Here is a 19,059-nt window from a genome sequence, read left to right on the forward strand (position 1 = left end):
TAAATATATTATAACTATAATTACATTTTTTTTATATACGTTAACATTGTTGTTAGTAAAGTTCTGTTAAAAAAGAAGATATTAATACTCCTCAATCCAAAATTCTAGATACGATTTTAATGACTTCTAAAAATTAAAGTTCCCTCTTTGCAGCTTATATCTTCAGCTTGAAGTAATTAATATCTTTTGATTAGCTCTCGCTTTGCTCGGATTTTAATGTTTTCTTCTCTCACTTAACTCTAAATTTACTTCTAAACTCAAAGGCCAAAAAGAAACAATACGCAACACCTTAAAGCTCCGCTCCAAGCCATTGCATTGTTCCTTTATTCCAATATTAATTTAGAGTGCAGCTAGACTTCAAGGCTCCGCTTTCAAGTCAAAGGAAGTAATAGACAGGCTTATAATCTTATTTAAAATATTTATAGAGAAGTATGTTGATATGGTATAAATCAAACCAAAGTATCTACTATAAAGCTTTTCTATTACCTTAAATTATAACTCGCTTGCGCTTAAACAAATGAAGAGAAGTGCAAGCTGCATATAGTTTTTATTAATTATTTTTCAGTGTATTCATTATGTATATAAACGATAGTGATAGGTATGCAGCTTGCACTTCTCATGGATTACATGGCCTGCGGCAGCAAGGAATAAATATATAAGGAGCACTGCGTGCTCCTTGTAGCTACACCACTCCATTAGTTTTTGTTATATCTCTACATATAGTATTTAAGCTGAATATTTATATATCTAAATAATTATATTTTTATATTATAGACTGTATAGTTATTACATGTATTCCTATATACGTATTTTCTAAAGGACAAGGTCTTTTATCTAATAATCACTTGAACGCCTTAACCACCACCCAAAAAAGGACATGTCATCAGCATGAGATACTAAAGCTTATAAAAGTCTCCTCAAAAATCGGAGACTCTTATAAGCTAAGTATCTCTATACATTAGACTAGTCCTTTATTTGGGTTCCCGGTGGGGCGCTTCGGGATGGATATTTGAATGACTATATCCAAATGTATGAATATGTAACTGGATTGTTTCATTAAAAATTAGTATAAGAATACGGATCCATCCCTCTGAATGGAATTTTTGTTTATGGTTCTTTTTTAGTTCATTATAAAATTATTGCGCCTGGTTTGGAAAATATAAATTACGGGTTTAGTTGGTCAGACAATCTGACAAGAATTTTTGGGGGCTTAGACATGCCATCACAATTATATAAGAAAGTATTAGTAATGTGACGGCATGCCTATCTTGTACTGGCTTAAGTTCATTACTATAATGTTTGATTATATTGTCTTTCCGCTCTAAAAATCCAATCACTAAAAATAATAAATTATATTACATGGAAATTATTTTTAATGATACGATTTTCAGAGCTGTTACCTATATCTAATTATGCAGAAGTATTAGAAAAGCCAGTCCAAGACCGCCCCCATTGATAAACTCTAGATTATACATTTTATATAGTTTTTTCATATAACATGGTACATTTATTTAAAATGTAGCTCAAGACACGCTTCGCTTTTGGTCTTGACCTGCCTTTTAAATAAATAGGTAAAGTTAATATGAAAAATCTATGTGATATTATACCGCTTGATTGGACATGCTGTTTTTAATTTATCGGTTGAACCTTTAAGAATATAGCTTATATTATTTTCTTTAATCATAGGTTCCTAGTGCTAAGTGCTTGTCCTTATTATCTCTTTATATATAGGGGATTTCTCCCCTTATGTATTTAGTATGACAGCTCCTCGCATGATAAACTTTCTAATATATTTTCATGTTCTGCATTTACTTGTTTATAATATTCTTCCCTGGCTTTTTCTATATCTTCATTTCTTTCAGCTTCATAATCTACAAAACTGTTACCCTCAATTTTGCCTCTAAATGACTTCCAAAATTCATAATCATCACTTGTAACACTGAATATTCCTTTTCTTGCTATATTCTTGTTATAACTTAATTTCAATCCATAAAGACTTAATGGCTCACCATTATACTCAATAATTATTGATCCATTCTTTAGTCTATACGCTGTTTCAGAAAATCTGAATTCTTTATTTTCGCTTAAATATCTGTACTCTGCTATTAATGTTTTTGATTCATATTTTCTCTTTTCCACTTTTATGGCCACCTTTTCTTTTTAGTTCCTCTCCTACCATATTTTTATTATGCCCACTTACATAAATTTTAGACATTATTTATGTACAAAAAAAGCACCTTTTCAGGTACTTTCATTATTTATAATTTATTCTCCAATACATAGTTTCATATACCCTCTTATCGCTTTACTAACATCTTTTCCATTCCTATGACAATACGCCTCAAAGTCTTCATATAACTTGATTTCACATTCCACATGAAGTTGCTTTGTTGGTGGTTTTTCTTTTTTTATTCTATTTCTATTTTCCATTATTATTCCACTCCTTATCTGTAAAATATTCTAGCCAACAATCAAATTTCTTATACTTAAATAGTTAAAAAATATATACAAATAAGTACAAACGCATACGAATATTTGTTCGCGTAATTGGCAATAATTATAATATAAGGTTAAGAGAGGATTTGAAAAAATATGAGAAACTTCACATTTACAAAATGGCTTACTACTAAAGAAGCTTTTAATTCCTACGGACACTATAAAGAATGGCTTTCTATTTTATCAAAAGAAGAATCTAAAAGAACTGATTTATATTATCACGAAAAATATCAATACTTTATAAATTACCTACAGACTGAATGGGATTAGAGAAATACGCATCTCTATCCCCTTCTAAAAGTTTCTATATGAAAGGATTAAATCTAATGACATTTGCAACATGGCTTATAAAAGAAAAAGGCTTTGTATCAAAAGCTCAATTTGATTCACTTGTAAATACACTACCATATGAGGGCAGAAGAAAGTTAATCATATACTATAAAATAGAATATGAACATTATCTTGATACAAGACCAATGCAGCTTGAAATTGAAATAAAATAATCCTGGAGAGGTCCTCTCCAGGATTATTTTATTTCTTTTAATATTCCACAAACTACAGAATTAACTGCTAAAATTATAGGACAAGCTTATGTTGTTTTTTTAGCAAATACTTAAGCTCCATAGAAAATAAATATTGTACAGGGGTGAGCGCAGCGAATTTCCCCTTTACAATATTTATTTTCTATTGGTATAATTGCTCTCCCAAAAAACATTATTTTAGATAAGTTCCATTACTATAATCTTAAAATCCAACTTTTCTTTATTCAACGCTATATCCATTTATTGAAATTATTTTTATTAATGGAGCTTGTTTAAAATTTCCTTTTTGGCACTTCCATATACCATAAATTATCTAGCTCTATAGAGAACAAAGTGGCTGCGCATGCTCATTCCTAATCATATTTTTATAAGCCAACAGCCTCTTAACTATTGATATAATTGGTTTTAAAGACACAAAATCCATAGATATTAAAAAAACACCCGAAGGTGCTCTTACTCATATATCTCAAAAATATTATCTACTAATTCTGTTCCTGTCCCTGTCAAATAAATAATCTCAATAATAACAAACACTAAATCTAAATAATTACCATCTGAATACCCTTCTTCGCAATGAGCAACTTTGTTCCGCATTTTCTCATAGTCATATAGCTTATTATACAAATAACCATATTTCTCAAAATCTACAACACATTCGTGTATTACATCTTTAAATTTCTCATCTATAATTCGCCTATTCATATTTTGATATCTTTCAATTTTATCACAGTATTTATCAAATACTTCAGCATTTCCTATTCTTGGCAGTAAGTTATAATACGCAGTTTCTAGATTTGCATATAGCATTTCTATATATTGGTCTAGTGCCGCAAAAGCAGAAAAAAAAGCCAATCTTTCATTTCCAATGTTGTACATAACATAACTTGTAAGCAAATATTCTACCCACATGGGATAATCATTGTCTATTGGTAATCCATATGCATTGCACTCTAATGTTCGTTCTGAAAACTCAATAATAGTCCAACCATCTATATTGGGTACATAATCAAAGTCACATTTAAAAAAGATTCCAGGTGCAAAATGATCTATTGTAATAATATCGCCTATCATATTACATTCTCTCGCAATATTTACAGGCTCATCAATAGAATCGGGTTGTATTACTATTTCAAAATCTTCAACTGAAGAAAGCAATTTCAAATTTTCAACTTCAAGATAATCACTAAAAGAAGCACTGTATGCTTCTTTAGGCAACTTTACTCCAGCAAATGAAATTTCAAGTTTTAACTTGGTTTGCTCTATTCCAAAGATTTTATACAAAAAGCAATGCTCTTCACAATCATAGATCTCTCTGATTAATGAAGATAAATTTTTTTTCCTCAAATTGTGATTCCATACATATTCTTTTACTTTTGAACCTCCTGACTTATTCTTTTCCATCCTCTTTCTTACCTTATAAACATTAGTCTTAAGAAATGGAACCTTATTTGCATTTCTGTATCCCAAATCCGCTCTAGCTTCATCTTGTAATTGTTCTAATGTACAAATACCTTTCAATCTAATCTTCCCCCAACTCTTCCAATAATAAAACATGCTATAACTGTACAATTACTCTAATTTTTTCTTCAATATTTATTTTTTTATTGTATAACTTAATATTTTCAATTGCAACTTTGTAGTTATCATATTGCTTTACTTACATATATAAAAATTATACATTGATTTAACTTTATTATAATAAAAAAAGAATGATCTATTATTGTGAATAGACCATTCTGAATACTGGTTAATATTTATTTAATAGGGGATAAATAATGTTTAACTACTTTGTGTTTATATATTGCAAGAGATTTGTGACAGCAATATGGCAAAATTGAACTTTCTTGACCTGGTGTTATACTTATAATCTTTCCAACAGATCATAACTCAATGTCCTAAACACCTGACAATATTTTTGAAATCCATCTTGTCCAATAATATAAATATTAGGCATATAATCCATTCTTACTTTTGAATACATAATACGCTCCAAACCATTATCTATAGCTGTATGATTACTTAAAGCCACATCTACTTTTTTACTAATTGCTTCACTAATAAAATAATCTAAGGACTTAAGATATTGTTGTACTTCATCTTTTGTCCATGGTGGAGTTGTAGCCCCCCATAATGCTGCCATGTGGATTTCACCATCATCTTTTACAGGGAATATATAGCTTAATCCTCCTGGAGTATGACCAGGAGTACCATAAACATATATTGTTTTATCACCCAATATTATGGTATCACCATCTTGAACATAAACATCAATTTTATAATCTTTCCACGTTTCTGGTCTATCAGGCTTAGTAGGATGTTCCTCCCAAAAAATATCATCTATTTTAGAAAGATATGTGTAAGCATGGTATTTCTCAACAAACCATTTTCCACAGCCTGTATGATCAACATGTCCATGAGTTAAAACCAGCTTTTTTATAGTATAAGGATTCCAACCTACATCTTTAATCGCAGCTACTATTGCATCAAAAGCTTCCTTTGCTGGCCAAATAGCATCTATTACTATTAGCCCATCACTTGTCTTTAATACAAAGCAATTTGTTTCTTTTTGTGCAACAATTAGTAAATCGTCAAAAATCATAGCATGGGTAAAAAATGACATGTCCTCCATTGCTTTGATTGTTTCTTTCGTAATAACTGGCTTATTTAATCTATTCATTTAATATACACTCCTCTGTACAAAATTAATTTTTTGGTTGTACAGAGGATAAACGATTCTTTGGGTGCATACGTAAAAATATTTTCATGATTCACCTTCCTTATAAATCAAAATTTATCTTTTTTAAATTATAACTATTATGTAAATATCAGACTTTCTTTAAGATAATGTACTATATTAAATATATTATTCATTATTGTTTTTATTAAACCAATAGTTTTTCATCTCTATTAGGAATTCTTTTGTTATTTGATATCCTGAACTTTCGCTAATTATAGAATCTGTACCACAATACGGACAAATACCTGTACCACCAATATCCTCAACCCAATCTACAATTTCTTTTGGACTAAAAATTTTTAAACAATAAAAGCAACCACATTTTTTATCTCTTAACAATTGATTTCTGTGATTAGATGAATATTTATGTGCTTTTATATACTCCATCATATTTCACCTCTTATTTTCACTACCAGCGACTTGAAAATTATAATATTATTACACTAGTTTCTAAAAGCTATTCCTTGAACACTTGCACGATCCTCAGTTAATAAATTTCTAATAATTCATTTTCAGTTACAAAGAAATTTAATTGTGAATAAATATTTGCATTATTGGCTGAAAATTCAAGTTCAATCATGGTTTCATCTGACCAAATTCGCTTAATATTAATACATCCCATTTAAAATACTCCCTTTATCTACTATAAACAAAAATCTGTCTTGTTTTATCAAAAACTACTATCAGAACATATTATAACACATTTTGTAAATAACATATTATTTAGTTTTCAAAGAACAATTTCTTATTTTAATTTACTCTGTCTAATCTACTCTACTCTCATTATAACTACTATTAAAAAAACTTTTATTCCACAGGGCGCCGTCAATGTGCTTGCTTTTCTGCCTGTCCTTATTAGTAATGAGTGTTATTGAAGCGCAAGAAATCGTATCACTAAAAATAATTTCTTCTTAAATATTTATTTCTATTATTTTTAGTGATTGGATTTCTTAAGCGGAAAGAACGCCTTTACTAAAAAGGACTAGCAGGTAAGCATGTACATTGTGGACCTGCCCTCACCCATCAAACCTTATCTCTATCTTGGTGAGGGCAAGTCCAAGGCGCCCTTTTCCCTATGCGTATGCATCACTTCTCCATAAATCATTTAATACACCAAACAGGTTCTCTCTATAATATTTATACTAATTCTCTATTTAGTAAACTTTCAATTGTTCATTGGATTTAAGGCGCAGCCTTTAATACAATCACTACACTTAAAACATTCTCTTAAGAAAGTGTCAATGTAATAGCAAGGGGCAGAGCTCCGTGGCTATTACGTATTGACTCTTTCTGGAGTTGGAATTTAGAAATACATTTAAAGTATCCTCTTTGAAAATAAAAACATTAACTTTCTCTCCCCATTCTCACATTTCAACAAAAACTCTTATCTGGGCATGCAGCATTATCTCCAGTATTACAATACACCAAAAACTATAATAACACCTTCTCTATAATCTGCACCAGAAAAACCCATTACCACAAAGAAGGCATGTACATTTTGCTAAATAACGTTTCCCGAAGTGTCCCAGCTGAAATTAAGGAATAAACCTTCATTTCTCAAAATCTTTATAACCACAAAAAGACCATAAAAATTCATGGCCATAAATATTTTAGCTTGGACATTCTCGGGACAACGACTTATCTTAGCGAAGTGTACTTGCCTTCTTGCGCTCCATCGGGTACCCAAATAAAGGACTAGTCTAATGCATAATAGCTCTTAGTAAATAGGAGGTTGAAGCTTGCCGGAAAACTCCTATATGCTTAGAGATATATGCTGTATGACCTGTCCTTTTTTGGGTGATGGATTAAGCGCCAAAATAATTTCTCATATTAAAATCATATACTATAGTTAATAAGTATATAGCAGTAGCAGATATACTAAATGTAACAAGTATAATAAATCAACATAATACATTGCCTATAATAACAACTAATTATACAGGGAATATAATACAAATACTATAATTATAATTGAGTAAAAACTCTAATAAATTGAAGCTTCAGCTCCAACAAATATATTTTAATTATCCAAGCTCTTTAGGGCTTGGATAATTTCCTTGCTGCCGCAGGCAATAAAATCATTGAAAAATGCAAGCTATATACCTATATAAAAAATAATATATACTTTATTAATAACACTTATAAATACCATTGAAGTACCTTTGCATAGCTTGTATTTTTCTTCCTTTGTCTGAGCGAAAGTGAGCTAAAATTAAGGTAATAGAAAAGCTTTATTGTAGACATTTTTAGTTTAATTTATTCCATGTCGACAGACTTATCTAGAAATATTGAAAATAATAGCACAAGCTTGTCTATTACTTCCTTATTCAACTTAGCTAAAGCATCACCCCTAGCTACGTCTATTGAGTATTTTATTGTCTAAAGACTACAGTTTTGATGCAATTTAGCAAATTTACAATATTATTATTCATTTTAATATCATTAAATTGTATTGATATATTTCCCCATACTGGATGGCTCGAGGTGATAAGAAGTCTGTCACCTGCTAACTCTCGTTTATGGGAACATATCCACTGCTATTTCTTGTGTTCGTGGAAACATATCCACGCTTATTGCAGAGCCTTAAAATCATCACTAATTATTGTAGACAAATCATCCTTCGTTGGATTTTTGATATTAACAACTCTCCTTGCATGATTCATCACCAAATCATCATAAAGATTTCTTACTAATCGGCCGTTGGCAAAGTTCTTATCCTTTTTAGAAATGCTTTCTTCCAAAAAACCACGAATGACAATAAGTGCATTCTCATCAAGAACATAATCATTATTATCACACAGCGAGATAAGTATTTTTTCCAATTCCTCTACCGCATAATCAGGAAACTCAATAAAAGTGTTGAATCGAGATTTCAACCCCGGATTAGATTCAAAAAATTTTTCCATAGGTTCTGTGTATCCAGCTACAATGACAACCAGATCATCACGATAATCTTCCAACGCTTTTGTTAATTCAGTAAGACATTCTCGACCGTATGAATCACTATGGTCATTTTCCGTAATACTATAAGCCTCATCAATAAACAGAACACCGCCCTTGGCTTTTTCAATTACACTCTTTACTTTAAGCGCGGTTTGCCCTTGATAGCCAGCTATTAAGTCTGTTCTTGAAACCTCAACAAAATGACCTTTGGAAAGCAATCCTATCTGATTATATATATAGCCAACAATACGTGCAACGGTAGTCTTTCCTGTGCCGGGGTTCCCAGTGAAAGCCAGATGTAAAGTGTTCTTTGAAGAGTGCAGATTATTCTCTATACGTAACTTCTGAACCTTTTGGTAAGCAATCAAATCATTGACCTTTGCTTTGACGGTTTCTAAACCAACAAGAGCATTCAGCTCATCCAGTAATTCTTCTAATGTTCTTGTATCCTCTGGTGTTTTTGTATCTGGTTTGCAGACATTTTGTAATGCTGTATAGCCATAATATTCAATTAAATTTGAATTCAACAACTGTGCTATACGTTTTATTTCAATCTTATAATTTTGATTATCCACCACTTCAGATATTTTTTTTAGGAGATATACCGTAGCCGCCTTGCTATCATCCTCGATGATTGAGGCTGCAAGTTTTGTAATCTCGCCACATGAATCCGTAATGGCATCTAATTTTGAAGCATTATTTATTAACGCACTCTTGTATTTATCCATCATATTACCTTCAAAAGTATAATAACCAATTCAATTAAAGCAAGACCAAGCGTACCGCTCGCAAGTAAATACGCATACTTGATTTTTTTAGTCAACATCTGAACCGTTGTATCGTTTTTTTCTACCGCATCTGCAATGGCCACATCAATGAGTTTCTTATTATTCTGAATAATATTGTTTGTCTCTTCGCTCTGTTTTTCTAATTTGAATAATTGATTAGAATGTACCTCTGTCTTCCTCCAAATTTCATCGATATCCTGCAAATGCTCGTAACCAGACAACGTGTCCATAAACTTCAAAAGAATTTTAATATCAGATTGTTGCTTGGTTACAGCACCCCTAATAGAATTTAAATCATTACAGATGTTCATCAATGAACTATGAGCATTAGATAAAGACTCCCACATTTCATCTATGTCATGTAAATGAATTATTTTTTCTAGTTCACAAGTAAACGCAAAGACGGATTCAATCTGGGCAATCTGCTGATTTAGGCACTTTCCAAAATCCGCAATCTTGTCATCTGTAGTTTTTAATGCCGCTTTTAACCCATCAATTTTCTTTGCATTTGCATTACCAGTGGATGTTGCGTTACTAATCGAATCTGAAAACGTTGTTATCTCCTTATACCATTTCTGGCAATCATTCCACATCTGATCGATGTCACCAAGATGGGCATAGTTGTCCAATTTCTGCTTGAATTTTTTTAGAACTTCAAGCGTTTTCTTTTGGTCATCGACAATCTTTTTTATCTGTTCTTGCGTAGCTTCAATACGCTTGCTGGTTTCCTCAGTAGCTTTTATGGATATCAAAATAGCTTGAATATAATCTTTATCTAATGCTTCTAACGCACTATATACCTGCCCAAATTCTTGGATAAACCTTCTGTGCATGGTATTAATGTCTATCAAATGTTTTTGAACTTGACTCGTTAATTCATTTAATTCAGCTCCAGTTACTTTATGGTCAGTACCAATGCCACCACCTTTTAACCATTCACCGAACCACTCACCAACGTCTTTAGATGTATCTACTTTTTTCAAATCCAAATCCGTTGTTGTTTGTTCTGAGAATTCTTTTAAGCCTTTCTTTGCAACATCAAAATCATGGGTTTTTATCTCTAATTCGCTCATCTTTATACCTCACCTAGTAATTCATCTAATTCATCGGAAATTTGCTCCAAATCACGATTCTCATTTTTAGAAACTTCACTTCTCTTACAAATAATTCCAACCGAATTTTTCATAATTTTAGAAGCTTCTTCATGTCTGGTAGACATAGTACTTATAGTTGAAGACTTAACATTGCCGAATTCATCACTGCCGCCGTAAACATTATTGGAATTTATTATTGAGACGCTGTTACCCGATGAAATATCATCAGAATCTTTTTTATGTGCTGCGGTAACATCATCCTTTGGTTTCTTTGTTTTATTCAAAAGTACATAAACAACGGCTCCGGCTATCAAACCAATTCCAATTATTCCTAATGTTTTTTTCATAATCACTCATCCTCCAATTCATTTAACAACCTATCAATATCATCAAGTGTTGTCTGGATAGACTCATCTTCCTTACAGTTTGCTGCAATATTTTCTAACGATTCACTCATCATGTTGCCCGCTGCTACATGACGTTCTTTTATCTTATTCGCTGCATTTGCTTTATTGTGTTTAAACTTTACTTCGCTTACAATACGAATTTGATGTTGAAGGTTTAAAACCTCATTGCCCTTATTGACTTGAGCCTCAACATTTTCTGATTTTTGACTCTTTTCAATTCTTTTTTCAATAAGATTTATTGCAATAGCACCTATAATTCCTGCGACTACAGCACCCAAAAAAATGCCTAGAATATTTGCAAGGCTACCAATTAAAGGTATTTCAATAGTAAATATAGGAATTGTCATCAGCCCTTTTTCGATAACTTCGCCAATCACTAATGCTCCAGCTCCAGTTAATCCTGCAATAATTATTTTACCTGTTTCGAGAAGGAGACGACCAATAGGTTTACCTTTGTTCTCCGGCCTCTTTATATAATTGACGGCATCTTTAAGTGATTTCCAACCTTGCTTTAACAACATCCATACTTTTTTTATGGTTCCAAAAATAGGACCTATAATCGCTGTTGCAACAGTACTAAACACAGTATTTCCTGCATTAATCATGTGTGTTTTCATTTTACTGATGAATGAATGAATAGCTTCTTTTAAGCTATCTAGAAGGGTATCTAGGCCCTTTTTAGCAGACTTAAACCACTTAACTAACTTAGCGATAATTTCCTTAACCAAATCAGCAAGTAACTGCATAAGCACCGCTCTGAGTGCTTTCCCTCCAATACGAAACGCTTCTTTCTTTTGGGACTGTTTTCCCGCTTCAATGGATTTCTTCTCAGCTTCTTTTTTCTGCTTTTCGTATTCTTCACGAGCTTCAGCATCTTTCTTACGCATTTTTTTATCATCTTTATCACTGATATCAAATATCTCATTTGGCTTTTGACCATTAGCGTTTGGATTATCAAGCCATTCGGTTGTTGACTTGTCGCCCTTTGAACGATTAAGGCTCAAATCCATTTCGTTAAGATTTGCCTCACTATTAGCAAAGGCGATTTGTTCCTCTTTTGTCATGTGAGCGTTAGCCGCCGGATCTCGGATAATTTCTGCTGCTGATACAGTGTGATCCATATCTGTGTGTTTCTCGGCAGAACCACTTGGTCGACCATCATCAAATGGTTTTCTTGCACCTTTAACCAATGTAGCTTCCTTTTTTCCAGGTCTGGTTGTGTGAGTTACAACATTTCCATTTTCGTCTTTTACGAAATTGGACTGCCAATCATCGTAACGTTCTTGATAATCAATTTTTGTATTATGTGTTGCGATATTACCGTTTGCAAAATTTTCTGTTGTCTGAATATGTGCTTCATTCCTCAAATCAAGGTGGAGCCCCTTATTTTCCTTAATAAAATCTTCACCAGCAGTGACAGCAACCTGATTTAAGAACTGTTCCCAAACAACATCCATAATGACATTTCCAAGATTGTCCGGATTTCCTATTTTTTCTTTTTCATCCTCCAAGAATTTCAAATCAGCAAGTTCTTCTTCTAATTGGCTTTGGAGTTTCTCTTCCAACTCATCAAAGTCAAAAGAGTCTGCTACAACCTCACTAAGCCATTGGTTTTCATCAAGAAAAGCATTTTCCTTTGCCATAATATATCTATCCTTTCAGCATAAGTTTTTTCATCTCTGTATAATTATGTTTTATTATACTCAAACACTAGGACACGCGCCTGTCCCATATAATATTTCTATAAAACCTTATTTCTATTAATTTGATCACATAATTATCAACCTATAAATCTATATTTTTAATCCAATCTCCTTGACTTCTGAGCCACATTTGTATACCATTGCCATAAACTTCTGCGAAAATTTTATACACTCCATCTTTATCACTGATGATTTCAGCCGTTGGACCCCTATCCAATACCGCTTCAAGAGATGACCCACTAAATTCAAAAGTAACTCTTTGTAATTCACCAAAATACATAAATTGAACTCTTTTTCTAAACTCTCCATCATTAAACTTGTCCTTATATGGAGTATTAAAATGTTGTTTTGTACCTGCTAAATTAGTAATTCTGTCTAATTGTTTTTGTATTAAGCCTAACTTTGTTAGAATCACTTCTAAATTATCCGCCGTGTTGCTGTAACTTTTTCTCTTACTAGCGCTATATTATTGTCTTCCAAAGCACACTCACCTCTTTTATGCAAACGAAGCATATTTAACTCAACGACAGCCCCTATATGGTGGAGAGTTTCTTCTTAATTTGAAATCTTATAATTTACTAGCTATACTCTTGGACAATTTGTCAGTTATAATACATTATAAGAATAAAATTTTATAAGAATAAAATTTTATCAGTATTTTTTTAGACTATATAACCCATTATAATTCAATTTTTTTATATATGGAATAATTATCTACTTCTACAAAAAAATAAATGTAGCAACACTTGTTTATGCTGCTACATTATAAATCACCTAAATATTTTCTTTATTGACCATATTATTAAATTTTATTTTCTCTAATTCTTGATTAAGAACTATAAATTTTTTAGCATATTTTATTATCCCTATTATGTAACCAACTACTGCTACTGAAATAAATAAACATCCCCATAATAGAAATAGAACCATATTATATAAATAATTTATTATATCAACCATAAAAATCCTCCTAAATTCTTTCTATCTTAATAATTGCCTAATTTATACAAGCTTAATCAACCGAAATCATTTATTTAGGATTATTTATCTTACTTACATTCTTATAATAAAAAGCTGTTTGTTTTCCATCCCATTTCACATTCACGGTTTCTCCATTATTATATATCCTAACTACCTTTCCAACGGTCTTTATGCCCTGATATTCAATATTAACCTCATCGTCAATCTTAAATTCTATATCATTCGTTTCAACCTCTATTTCATTCTTTTTATCATCCATCTCATCAATTTCAAGATTAAATTCCGTATTAATGAGTTCATTTGAATGATAACTTGGCTTTTGATTATACTCTAATATCCATCCCTTAGGATTTATCACTACAGTTTTTTCTCCAGGTATTATTAAATTAGCATCACCTTTTCTTTTTATATATTGCTTAGGCTTAAGAGCTTCTAACTTTTGTTTTTGTTTTTCATTTATTTTCTTATCACTATTCACAATAAGTATTTCTTCTCCAGGCATGATTCCCACATCTTTAGGTAGACTAAACTCATTTATGCCACTTGCATTAAAATACAAAGTTTTATCGTCTAATTCAACTAACAATGCGCCACTCAGTGTCTTAACTATTCCGCTACAACTTTGTGAATATAATTTAGTGATTGCATAAAACTTATCCACTTCTTTAGTTTCTTCTTTAATAATAATTTTCTTAGGTTTTATAACTTCTATATTAGGTAAATCAAATATACTAATTTGTCCTTCGATGAAACATTCACTTTTCATATTCATCCTTTCAATATTTTTAATCTGTTTTAGTTCTTTTGTTCATAAAAAACAAATAAATTTTATCTATTTATGTAATGTTAAGCATTTATCCATATATCATTTATGAAAACAAAATGAAGGAGGTTAAAACTATGGCTGTAACTAAAACTATCGACTCAGTTTCTCTTAGTATCGAGGTTCAAAAAGCTCTAGATAAAGCTGGCGACCCAATTTATACCAAAAAAACTTTCTCAGGTATAAAAACAGATGCTACACCTGATAATGTATATGCTGTTGCAGATGCAATTAAAGGTGTTATGGAAGCTAACACTAGAGATTACTTTATCAACGAATCTTCTAGTTTAGCAAATGCTTAGGATCTTATTTTTAGGTAAATTTTAAAGATTGGAGGTAAATTAAATGGAATATTCTTTATCTATGACTTTTTTAACTGTAGCTGGTGAAAAAAGTACTTTAAGTGTTTCTGGAGTTAAACCTACTCTTACCAAAGATGAGGTTAACGCACTTATGGATACTGTGATTGCTAAAAATGTTTTCAAAACTAATTCTGGTGATTTAGTTAAGAAATCTGGTGCTCAAGTTACTCAACGACAAGTTACTAAATTTGATGTAGCTTAGTTTTGAGTAACATTATAGAAGCTTGTCTTTATATGATAAGCTTCTATTTTTTTGTATTTTCTTCATTAAGTAATTTGATTCATGGCTCTCTAATCTTTCTTCCTATGAAATCTATACCCTTCTGAAATACCATGGTTTTTATATTAATTTTAGTTTCTCCACTAGGTACAGTATACTTTTGTTCCAATATGCGAAAATAACCAGAATCTACAAACTGTTGATAAGGAATATTATTTTTATCCAAGACTTTCTTTTCTCTTAATAATGAAAATAGTCTATTTCTTCCCATCCCCTTAATTCCAAGAACCTTTGCAACATATCCCATTTCGATACTGTCTTTGGAGCCTGCAACATCATCATAAAATTGTCCTTTAGGCTCTAATAACTTTACTTTATTTTCGGCTTCAACCCTTGCTTTTTTCTCTTCCTTTAATTTTGTAGCTGCAGCAATAAGTAAATCTGGATTATCTAATAGTTCATCTGTAGCATACATTCCAGTTTTTCGTATGCTAGGCAATACCTCATCAAAAATCCATGCTTCAAACCTTTCTGCTCCAGGTAATTCAGATTTAGCGGCTAAGCGATATATATCTCCTTCAGGAATTACACTCATTTCTACATTTTGGATAGAATCAGTTCCGTCTCTTCTCTTTCCGGTAACTACCCCTACTCCGTGTTTCACGGACCCCCTACAATGTCTTGAAATTGCATCATTAGGCTTTTTATACCCTAAAGCTTTTGCTATATCAATCCCAACGGCATAATCTTTATTATTAATTTTTAACCATCTTATTTCTCCAAATCTTTCATCTTTGAAAATTAGTAAACCTCCCATTTTACTTATCCCCTTTCCTAAGAATTTTATCTTTTTAATACTTCAATAATATAAAATATTCATTCCATATTAACTTATTTTATAATCTTTAGATTTGGCTTATTAGCTTCTTTTTTATAATCTTCACTGAACTCATTAATAAAATAATCAAAATTGCATTTGACATACAATAAACCCTTTCTTTCATTCCAGCTTAAAGCATATATCTTATTTATTCTGATTTTTGTATCTTGATTATATATTGTCCATCCATCTCTCCACATACCAACTGGTGGAATATCACTATATAAATTGAAAGGTATATTTTGATCTAAATTTCTTATACAACCTTTTTCATTCATACTAAAATAAAGACATCCATCTTCATTTCTGTTCGTGCTTTTTCCCTGACATTCTCCACCATGCTTATAATTCCTCTTGCAATATGCGCATTCCAAGCGGTTAGGTAACTCTTTCGGCCTGTTCATTCTAATTCTGTCCTAAAGTCTTTCTGCAGCCACTACAAACAAGTACATTATTAAATTCACTTACATCTTTATCACTTCCACAAAATATACATCCCTTACTGTATTTCCTCAAAACTATATCATTATTAACCTTAGTTATTTCGATTGGATCCCCTTCATTAATACCTAACACTTTTCTTATTTCCTTTGGTATTACAACCCTTCCCAAGTTATCAAGATTTCTTACTATCCCCGATGCTTTCATTTAAACAACTTCCCTTCATAATTTAGCTTTGTTTAATTCTCAAAAAATTCATTTTCATGCGAAATTTACTCTGTAATTGTTTATTGTGAATTGTGCAGTGTGCATTGTAAATTTACTTAAGCCTATAATTATTCCTAATATCCTTCTCAATTTCTACCACATAATCTTTTGACATTTCATATATTCTTGAAGAAACCCCCTCATCAAAAGCTAATAATCTATCAATAGAAAATTCGCTGCTGACTATAATAGGTAGGAAATTAAGATACCTATAATTAATGATTTCAAACATAATATTCACGTCGGTTTCATTGACCTTTCCTTTAAAGAGGTCGTCAATCAAAAGGACCTCGCATAATTGATACTTTGAAATTGTCCTAGTATAATATTCTTCATCAATCATGTTTTGTTTTATCTTTGTGATCACATCACGATAAGGCATGTACACTACTTTAATCCTTTGTTTTAAAAAGTTTAATGCAACAGCAATACTGCAGTGCGTTTTACCGCTACCAACCTGACCGCATAATAAAATGCTATTGCGCCTATTGTTTCTAATTTCATCAAAATCAGTACAATAAGCTGCAGCAGTATCCTTCATCCTTTGGGACGCCTGATTCCACACTACAAAACTAGAAAAAGTAAGTTTACTTTGTTCAACATTGATTCCTGAATACTTCCACTCACTTTTTAGCTTTTCTATTTTCCTGCATTCACAAGCTACAGCAAGAGGCTGCATGTGTTCCTGCTTAATAAGTATCCATCCGGTATCGCAGCATTTGTTACACCTATATGAGGTTTGCTTCAATCCTCTTTCTTTCAGCTTCTGTAAGTTTTCGTGGTTCCTTTGGCTTGAATCCTGCAAATTCATTTTTATCTGCTGTGTTACTCTTTCCAGTACTTCTAAACCCATTTTTCTTTACCTCCATATGATCTTCTGGATACCCATCTCTCCTCCAGTTTTTTAGCACTCCAATTGCATACTTTATGTCAGGACAATTTTTCTCAAAACCAACATCCATAGCCATCTTAACCAACTTTTCTCCATGGATATCAATAGCTGATCTAAGTGCAACATAATCGCACCCTCCTGGTTTTCCTGTTATTTTTTCATGATACTGCATAAGCTCAATTGCTTTAAGATTTATATCATCCTCTGCTACAGATTCACTTTTAGTATTATTATGTTGCTCAAAGAGACTTGACTGACTTACATCTTCATCACAAGTATTCTTTTTACTCTCTATATTTTTATCTTTATCTATCTCTTTTTTCTTATTCTTTTTCTTATTCTCTATCTCTTTCTTATTCTGTTGCGTTACTGTAACGTTACTTTTATTTTGCGTAACGTTACTAGTATTTTTAGTAACAATACAGTTATTATCAGCAGTTTCTATAATGCTATTGCTGATATCTTCATTATTATTAGCAATTTCCGAACTTATATCACTAGCTGCTTCATCAGTATCAGTATTTGCATAAGCTTCTTCCCTCGTTTCTAAATTCTCTAATGGTTCATTTTTATCAAGAGCTTTATTCTCTTCTGAGATATCATTATCTTTTGAATTTTTCTTTTCTTTTAAATCTCTAGCTTCTTCTAATTCCTCATTTTCATTTAGATCTATGCTTTCTTCTGAAGCTTCACTTTCATAACTTTCTTGAACATCACTTTTACTAACCTTCTTCTCCCATTTTTTCTTTTCTCTATGATTCTCAGCTCTTTTTCTATTTTGTTCACGAACTTTTTCCATTCCTTCTATATTTTGATACTTGTCCCAGTTTACAATTCTAATTACTTTATCAGGAGCTATTTCAATCATTCCAAATTTAGATAGAACTCTTAATGCAAGTTTAATGGCATCTATTGGTCTGGAAAATAATATAGCTAACATATTTGCAGTAAGAGGCTTTCCCTCTGATAAAAATATTTCACCATTAGCATTAAGCTTTCCACCTAGTAAAAGTATTCTTATCCACACATAATGGATTGTATCCCTTTCTTTCATTGCATCTATTAATTTCATTTTTTCATCATCAGGCATACAAGTAGCTAATTTAATCCATTTAATATCTGCCATTATTTTTCACGCTCCCATAAATAAAATTTTCTAAATCTTTCAAGTCCATCCCAGGATGGATTTATTCCAATTGAATTACAAACATATACGTAACATTTTAAGATTTTAAAATTCACCCTTCTTCCCTCATTTAGTAATACCTTATTTTATTAGAATTCCCTTATGTGCCTTTCCCCTTTTCCCCTTTTCAAAGTCATAATAAATACACTCTTCAAGTTGCTTAGCCGGAAAGCTTTCTCCTAGCATTTGGATGCATACTTTTGTATCCCTTTGATAATTCTTTAATATTTCTATTAAGTCATTAGCTGTTAATCCTTCAAATTTTCTAATCAATCTAAATCCCCTCTTTCTAAAATC

At 31.5% G+C, this 19,059-nt stretch carries 23 protein-coding genes; 4 read left to right on the forward strand and 19 right to left on the reverse strand.

Translation table 11 applies throughout. The features are described from left to right. Positions 1 to 1,752 precede the first annotated feature (1,752 nt). Both F3K33_RS24765 and F3K33_RS26565 read right to left on the reverse strand, forming a co-directional pair. Positions 1,753 to 2,139 (reverse strand): hypothetical protein, encoded by a 387-nt coding sequence (locus F3K33_RS24765; RefSeq protein WP_009168806.1) that lies wholly within the window; start codon positions 2,137 to 2,139, stop codon positions 1,753 to 1,755. A gap of 126 nt (positions 2,140 to 2,265) precedes the next feature. After that, complete coding sequence (locus tag F3K33_RS26565) at positions 2,266 to 2,430, reverse strand: hypothetical protein (protein WP_009168805.1); 165 nt, start codon at positions 2,428 to 2,430, stop codon at positions 2,266 to 2,268. A 162-nt stretch (positions 2,431 to 2,592) separates the two neighbouring features. Between F3K33_RS26565 and F3K33_RS26570 the strand changes: the two genes are divergently transcribed. Together F3K33_RS26570 and F3K33_RS24770 are read left to right on the forward strand one after the other, a co-directional pair. After that, positions 2,593 to 2,766, forward strand: a complete 174-nt coding sequence (locus F3K33_RS26570; protein ID WP_009168804.1) for a hypothetical protein — start codon at positions 2,593 to 2,595, stop codon at positions 2,764 to 2,766. 56 nt (positions 2,767 to 2,822) lie between these two features. Next, the gene (locus tag F3K33_RS24770; RefSeq protein ID WP_009168803.1) at positions 2,823 to 2,999 is read left to right on the forward strand and encodes a hypothetical protein; all 177 of its coding nucleotides are present in this window, start codon (positions 2,823 to 2,825) and stop codon (positions 2,997 to 2,999) included. Between the two features lie 492 nt (positions 3,000 to 3,491). On the opposite strand, the gene F3K33_RS24775 is transcribed toward F3K33_RS24770, so the two are convergent. The 11 genes from F3K33_RS24775 to F3K33_RS24820 form a co-directional block, all read right to left on the reverse strand. Then, the gene (locus F3K33_RS24775) at positions 3,492 to 4,556 is read right to left on the reverse strand and encodes a hypothetical protein (RefSeq protein WP_009168802.1); all 1,065 of its coding nucleotides are present in this window, start codon (positions 4,554 to 4,556) and stop codon (positions 3,492 to 3,494) included. A 343-nt stretch (positions 4,557 to 4,899) separates the two neighbouring features. Next, positions 4,900 to 5,715: an MBL fold metallo-hydrolase gene (locus tag F3K33_RS24780; RefSeq protein ID WP_009168801.1), complete on the reverse strand. Its 816-nt coding sequence runs from the start codon at positions 5,713 to 5,715 to the stop codon at positions 4,900 to 4,902. 186 nt (positions 5,716 to 5,901) lie between these two features. Next, a complete protein-coding gene (locus F3K33_RS24785) occupies positions 5,902 to 6,165 on the reverse strand; it encodes a hypothetical protein (protein WP_009168800.1) in 264 nt (87 codons plus the stop codon). 97 nt (positions 6,166 to 6,262) lie between these two features. Continuing rightward, positions 6,263 to 6,397 (reverse strand): hypothetical protein, encoded by a 135-nt coding sequence (locus F3K33_RS27020; RefSeq protein ID WP_009168799.1) that lies wholly within the window; start codon positions 6,395 to 6,397, stop codon positions 6,263 to 6,265. Positions 6,398 to 8,345: 1,948 nt separating this feature from the next. Next, positions 8,346 to 9,446 carry an AAA family ATPase gene (locus F3K33_RS24790; protein WP_039773039.1) on the reverse strand — a complete coding sequence of 367 codons (1,101 nt, stop codon included), beginning with the start codon at positions 9,444 to 9,446 and terminating at the stop codon, positions 8,346 to 8,348. After that, on the reverse strand, positions 9,446 to 10,579 hold the full coding sequence (locus F3K33_RS24795; RefSeq protein ID WP_051144880.1) for a hypothetical protein: 1,134 nt from the start codon (positions 10,577 to 10,579) through the stop codon (positions 9,446 to 9,448). The genes F3K33_RS24790 and F3K33_RS24795 overlap by 1 nt, the downstream gene beginning before the upstream one ends. 2 nt (positions 10,580 to 10,581) lie before the next feature. Continuing rightward, the gene (locus tag F3K33_RS24800; RefSeq protein WP_039773041.1) at positions 10,582 to 10,947 is read right to left on the reverse strand and encodes a hypothetical protein; all 366 of its coding nucleotides are present in this window, start codon (positions 10,945 to 10,947) and stop codon (positions 10,582 to 10,584) included. Positions 10,948 to 10,949: 2 nt separating this feature from the next. After that, the gene (locus tag F3K33_RS24805) at positions 10,950 to 12,650 is read right to left on the reverse strand and encodes an AI-2E family transporter (RefSeq protein WP_039773043.1); all 1,701 of its coding nucleotides are present in this window, start codon (positions 12,648 to 12,650) and stop codon (positions 10,950 to 10,952) included. 142 nt (positions 12,651 to 12,792) lie between these two features. Beyond that, positions 12,793 to 13,125 (reverse strand): WYL domain-containing protein, encoded by a 333-nt coding sequence (locus F3K33_RS24810; RefSeq protein ID WP_051144882.1) that lies wholly within the window; start codon positions 13,123 to 13,125, stop codon positions 12,793 to 12,795. 359 nt (positions 13,126 to 13,484) lie between these two features. Continuing rightward, positions 13,485 to 13,670: a hypothetical protein gene (locus F3K33_RS24815; RefSeq protein WP_039773045.1), complete on the reverse strand. Its 186-nt coding sequence runs from the start codon at positions 13,668 to 13,670 to the stop codon at positions 13,485 to 13,487. A 70-nt stretch (positions 13,671 to 13,740) separates the two neighbouring features. Beyond that, positions 13,741 to 14,457, reverse strand: coding sequence for a hypothetical protein (locus F3K33_RS24820; protein ID WP_084670569.1), 717 nt, complete (start codon positions 14,455 to 14,457; stop codon positions 13,741 to 13,743). 134 nt (positions 14,458 to 14,591) lie between these two features. Between F3K33_RS24820 and F3K33_RS24825 the strand changes: the two genes are divergently transcribed. Together F3K33_RS24825 and F3K33_RS24830 are read left to right on the forward strand one after the other, a co-directional pair. After that, positions 14,592 to 14,816: a DUF1659 domain-containing protein gene (locus F3K33_RS24825; RefSeq protein ID WP_009168792.1), complete on the forward strand. Its 225-nt coding sequence runs from the start codon at positions 14,592 to 14,594 to the stop codon at positions 14,814 to 14,816. A 43-nt stretch (positions 14,817 to 14,859) separates the two neighbouring features. Further along, a complete protein-coding gene (locus tag F3K33_RS24830; protein WP_009168791.1) occupies positions 14,860 to 15,078 on the forward strand; it encodes a DUF2922 domain-containing protein in 219 nt (72 codons plus the stop codon). 79 nt (positions 15,079 to 15,157) lie between these two features. On the opposite strand, the gene F3K33_RS24835 is transcribed toward F3K33_RS24830, so the two are convergent. The 6 genes from F3K33_RS24835 to F3K33_RS24860 form a co-directional block, all read right to left on the reverse strand. Next, positions 15,158 to 15,913 carry a phage antirepressor KilAC domain-containing protein gene (locus F3K33_RS24835; protein WP_039773049.1) on the reverse strand — a complete coding sequence of 252 codons (756 nt, stop codon included), beginning with the start codon at positions 15,911 to 15,913 and terminating at the stop codon, positions 15,158 to 15,160. 74 nt (positions 15,914 to 15,987) lie between these two features. Next, a complete protein-coding gene (locus F3K33_RS24840) occupies positions 15,988 to 16,380 on the reverse strand; it encodes a hypothetical protein (RefSeq protein WP_039773051.1) in 393 nt (130 codons plus the stop codon). A 1-nt stretch (position 16,381) separates the two neighbouring features. Then, positions 16,382 to 16,624, reverse strand: coding sequence for an AbrB/MazE/SpoVT family DNA-binding domain-containing protein (locus tag F3K33_RS24845; protein ID WP_039773053.1), 243 nt, complete (start codon positions 16,622 to 16,624; stop codon positions 16,382 to 16,384). 112 nt (positions 16,625 to 16,736) lie between these two features. Continuing rightward, positions 16,737 to 17,363 (reverse strand): ATP-binding protein, encoded by a 627-nt coding sequence (locus F3K33_RS24850; RefSeq protein ID WP_039773055.1) that lies wholly within the window; start codon positions 17,361 to 17,363, stop codon positions 16,737 to 16,739. 49 nt (positions 17,364 to 17,412) lie between these two features. Further along, the gene (locus F3K33_RS24855) at positions 17,413 to 18,702 is read right to left on the reverse strand and encodes a putative phage replisome organizer (protein ID WP_039773057.1); all 1,290 of its coding nucleotides are present in this window, start codon (positions 18,700 to 18,702) and stop codon (positions 17,413 to 17,415) included. A gap of 141 nt (positions 18,703 to 18,843) precedes the next feature. Continuing rightward, the gene (locus tag F3K33_RS24860) at positions 18,844 to 19,035 is read right to left on the reverse strand and encodes a hypothetical protein (protein WP_039773059.1); all 192 of its coding nucleotides are present in this window, start codon (positions 19,033 to 19,035) and stop codon (positions 18,844 to 18,846) included. Between the last annotated feature and the right edge of the window lie 24 nt (positions 19,036 to 19,059).

This window comes from Clostridium beijerinckii, from assembly GCF_008705175.1.
Taxonomy (GTDB): domain Bacteria; phylum Bacillota; class Clostridia; order Clostridiales; family Clostridiaceae; genus Clostridium; species Clostridium beijerinckii.

Coding starts and splice junctions, on each gene's coding strand:
- F3K33_RS26565 (WP_009168805.1), bottom strand. CDS start 2,430: ATGGAAAATAGAAATAGAATAAAAAAAGAAAAACCACCAACAAAGCAA.
- F3K33_RS26570 (WP_009168804.1), top strand. CDS start 2,593: ATGAGAAACTTCACATTTACAAAATGGCTTACTACTAAAGAAGCTTTT.
- F3K33_RS24770 (WP_009168803.1), top strand. CDS start 2,823: ATGACATTTGCAACATGGCTTATAAAAGAAAAAGGCTTTGTATCAAAA.
- F3K33_RS24780 (WP_009168801.1), bottom strand. CDS start 5,715: ATGAATAGATTAAATAAGCCAGTTATTACGAAAGAAACAATCAAAGCA.
- F3K33_RS24785 (WP_009168800.1), bottom strand. CDS start 6,165: ATGATGGAGTATATAAAAGCACATAAATATTCATCTAATCACAGAAAT.
- F3K33_RS27020 (WP_009168799.1), bottom strand. CDS start 6,397: ATGGGATGTATTAATATTAAGCGAATTTGGTCAGATGAAACCATGATT.
- F3K33_RS24790 (WP_039773039.1), bottom strand. CDS start 9,446: ATGGATAAATACAAGAGTGCGTTAATAAATAATGCTTCAAAATTAGAT.
- F3K33_RS24795 (WP_051144880.1), bottom strand. CDS start 10,579: ATGAGCGAATTAGAGATAAAAACCCATGATTTTGATGTTGCAAAGAAA.
- F3K33_RS24800 (WP_039773041.1), bottom strand. CDS start 10,947: ATGAAAAAAACATTAGGAATAATTGGAATTGGTTTGATAGCCGGAGCC.
- F3K33_RS24805 (WP_039773043.1), bottom strand. CDS start 12,650: ATGGCAAAGGAAAATGCTTTTCTTGATGAAAACCAATGGCTTAGTGAG.
- F3K33_RS24815 (WP_039773045.1), bottom strand. CDS start 13,670: ATGGTTGATATAATAAATTATTTATATAATATGGTTCTATTTCTATTA.
- F3K33_RS24820 (WP_084670569.1), bottom strand. CDS start 14,457: ATGAAAAGTGAATGTTTCATCGAAGGACAAATTAGTATATTTGATTTA.
- F3K33_RS24825 (WP_009168792.1), top strand. CDS start 14,592: ATGGCTGTAACTAAAACTATCGACTCAGTTTCTCTTAGTATCGAGGTT.
- F3K33_RS24830 (WP_009168791.1), top strand. CDS start 14,860: ATGGAATATTCTTTATCTATGACTTTTTTAACTGTAGCTGGTGAAAAA.
- F3K33_RS24835 (WP_039773049.1), bottom strand. CDS start 15,913: ATGGGAGGTTTACTAATTTTCAAAGATGAAAGATTTGGAGAAATAAGA.
- F3K33_RS24840 (WP_039773051.1), bottom strand. CDS start 16,380: ATGAACAGGCCGAAAGAGTTACCTAACCGCTTGGAATGCGCATATTGC.
- F3K33_RS24845 (WP_039773053.1), bottom strand. CDS start 16,624: ATGAAAGCATCGGGGATAGTAAGAAATCTTGATAACTTGGGAAGGGTT.
- F3K33_RS24850 (WP_039773055.1), bottom strand. CDS start 17,363: ATGCAGCCTCTTGCTGTAGCTTGTGAATGCAGGAAAATAGAAAAGCTA.
- F3K33_RS24855 (WP_039773057.1), bottom strand. CDS start 18,702: ATGGCAGATATTAAATGGATTAAATTAGCTACTTGTATGCCTGATGAT.